We start from the raw sequence: 2,511 nt of genomic DNA on the forward strand, positions 1-2,511 counted from the left end.
GTATCAGGCAGTTCGGCGGCGACAGCGTTTTCAAAAGCCTCGCGCCGCGGCGAGGCGGCAAGCCGCTGCTCCCAGGCGCGCCGCATCGCTTCGCCGCGACCGGCAATCTCGCGCCAGGCGAAAAGGATATCATCCGGCACATCGAACGGTGCGTGCGCCCAGCCGATGTTTTCGCGTGTCGCGGCGATCTCTGCTTCACCCAGCGGTGCGCCGTGCGTCTTCTCCGAACCGCCGAGATTGGGGGCACCCATGCCGATCACTGTGCGGCAGGCAATCAGCGATGGCCGATCCGACCGCCGCGCCGCCTCGATTGCCGCGGCGACTGCCTCCATGTCGTGGCCGGCGACACTTTGGACATCCCAGCCGGCGGCCTTGAAGCGCGCCGGCTGGTCCATCGACGTGGAGAGGGAGGTCGGCCCGTCAATGGAAATCGCATTGTCGTCCCAGAAGACGATCAGGCGGGAAAGCTTCAGGTGACCAGCGAGGTCTATTGCCTCGTGACTGATTCCCTCCTGAAGGCAGCCGTCGCCCGCAATGACATAGGTATGATGATCGACCAGATCGGCACCGTGGCGGGCGGCAAGCATGCGTTCCGCCAGCGCCATGCCGACCGCCGTGGAAATGCCCTGTCCCAGCGGTCCGGTGGTGGTCTCCACGCCAAGCGCATGGCCATATTCCGGATGTCCGGCGGTGCGGCTGCCCAACTGCCGAAATCGCTGCAATTCCTCGATCTGCATGTCTTCATAGCCGAGCAGATGATGCAGCGCGTATTGCAGCATCGAGCCGTGGCCGGCTGAAAGCACGAAACGGTCACGGTCGGGCCAGTCCGGCCTCGACGGATCGATATTGATGAAGCGGTTGAACAGCACCGTTGCGACGTCGGCCATGCCCATCGGCATGCCAGGGTGACCCGAATTCGCCTTTTGGACGCTGTCCATCGCCAGCGCGCGAATGGCGTTCGCCATGTCGCGCTCCGAGACGGGAGCGGTTGTGGTGACGGGCTTCAGTGCTGTTTGGCTGGTCATTGCATCCTCCTCACGACACACGGCTCTTGCGTTCAATCAATTGCAGGATGAGCGGCGTCAGGATCAGTTGCATGGCAAGATCGAGCTTGTTGCCTGGCACCACTATGGAATTTGGCCGCGACATGAACGAGTCGTGGATCATCGACAGCAGATACGGAAAATCGATGCCGCGCGGATTGGCGAAGCGGATAACCAGCATCGATTCGTCGGGCGTCGGGATCCAGCGCGCGATGAACGGGTTGGACGTGTCGACGATCGGCACGCGCTGGAAGTTGATGGCGGTCTGCGAGAATTGCGGGACGATGTAGCGGACATAGTCGGGCATCCGGCGCAGGATCACGTCCATCACCGCCTCGGTGGAATAGCCGCGTGTCGAACGGTCGCGATGGATCTTCTGGATCCATTCGAGATTGATGACCGGCACGACCCCTATCTTGAGATCCGCATGCTTGGCCAAATTGATCGTGTCGGTGACGACACAGCCGTGCAGCCCCTCGTAGAAGAGCAGGTCGCTGGGAGCGAATTCGCGCCATTCGGTAAAGGTTCCCGGTGGCGTGCCGTGCTGCTTTTCCTCTTCCTCATCGTGAATGTAGGTGCGGGTCTTGCCGGTTCCGCGGCGGCCATATTCCGCGAACACCTCTTCGAGAATTCCGAGTTCGTTGGCCGCGGCATTGAAATGGGTGAAGTTCGGGTTGCCGGCCTTTTCCTCCTCGGCCACCTTTGCCTTCATCGCCGCGCGATCGTAGCGGTGGAAGGCGTCGCCTTCGATGAAAGCGGCCTCGATGTTCTCGCGCCGGAAAATCAGATCGAAGATGCGCTTGACCGAGGTCGTGCCGGCGCCCGACGACCCGGTGATGGTGATGATGGGGTGCTTGGCTGACATGGTGCTGCTCAGGCTCTGAACAGGCCGCGGCGGCTGAACAGCGGCGCACGCTCACCGATGTTGCTCGGCTCTGTGTGGTAGCGGGTGATGCGCGCGACTTCCCGCGCCGACCCGAAGATCATCGGCACGCGCTGATGCAGGCTCTCGGGTTCGATTTCCAGGATTCGGTTGATTGCATCGGTGGCGGCACCACCAGCCTGTTCTATGAGATAGGCGATCGGGTTGGCCTCGTAGACGAGGCGCAGCCGTCCCTGACCATAGCCCTTGCGTCGATCGCCGGGGTAGAGAAAAACGCCGCCGCGCATCAATATGCGGTAACAGTCGGCAACCAGAGAGGCGATCCAGCGCATGTTGAAATCCTTCTCGCGCGGTCCTTCGGTGCCCTCCAGGCAGTCGTCGACATAGAGCCGCACGGCCTCGTCCCAGTGCCGGTAGTTGGCGGCGTTGATGGCGAATTCCTGAGTGCGTTGCGGAATGATCCGGCTTTCATAGGCCTGGACGAAGGTGCCGAGCCTTGTCGAGAAGACGAAGACATGGGTGCCGCTGCCGAGCGACAGGACGAGTGCCAGCTGCGGCCCATAGATGAAGAAACCGGCGCCTAGC

At 62.1% G+C, this 2,511-nt stretch carries 3 protein-coding genes; all 3 read right to left on the reverse strand.

Going from position 1 to position 2,511, the window contains the following annotated elements; genetic code table 11:
- Positions 1-1,025: 1-deoxy-D-xylulose-5-phosphate synthase N-terminal domain-containing protein (locus EN984_RS30945; RefSeq protein WP_245480154.1), on the reverse strand; the 1,025-nt coding region annotated here is incomplete at its 3' end.
- Positions 1,026-1,035: 10 nt separating this feature from the next.
- Positions 1,036-1,908 carry a phosphoribulokinase gene (locus tag EN984_RS30950; protein ID WP_027036917.1) on the reverse strand — a complete coding sequence of 291 codons (873 nt, stop codon included), beginning with the start codon at positions 1,906-1,908 and terminating at the stop codon, positions 1,036-1,038.
- 8 nt (positions 1,909-1,916) lie between these two features.
- The coding region (locus EN984_RS30955; protein WP_164765766.1) for a class 1 fructose-bisphosphatase at positions 1,917-2,511 on the reverse strand (595 nt) is incomplete at its 5' end.

The sequence above is a fragment of the Mesorhizobium sp. M7A.F.Ca.CA.004.12.1.1 genome (assembly GCF_003997835.1).
Lineage (GTDB): Bacteria > Pseudomonadota > Alphaproteobacteria > Rhizobiales > Rhizobiaceae > Mesorhizobium.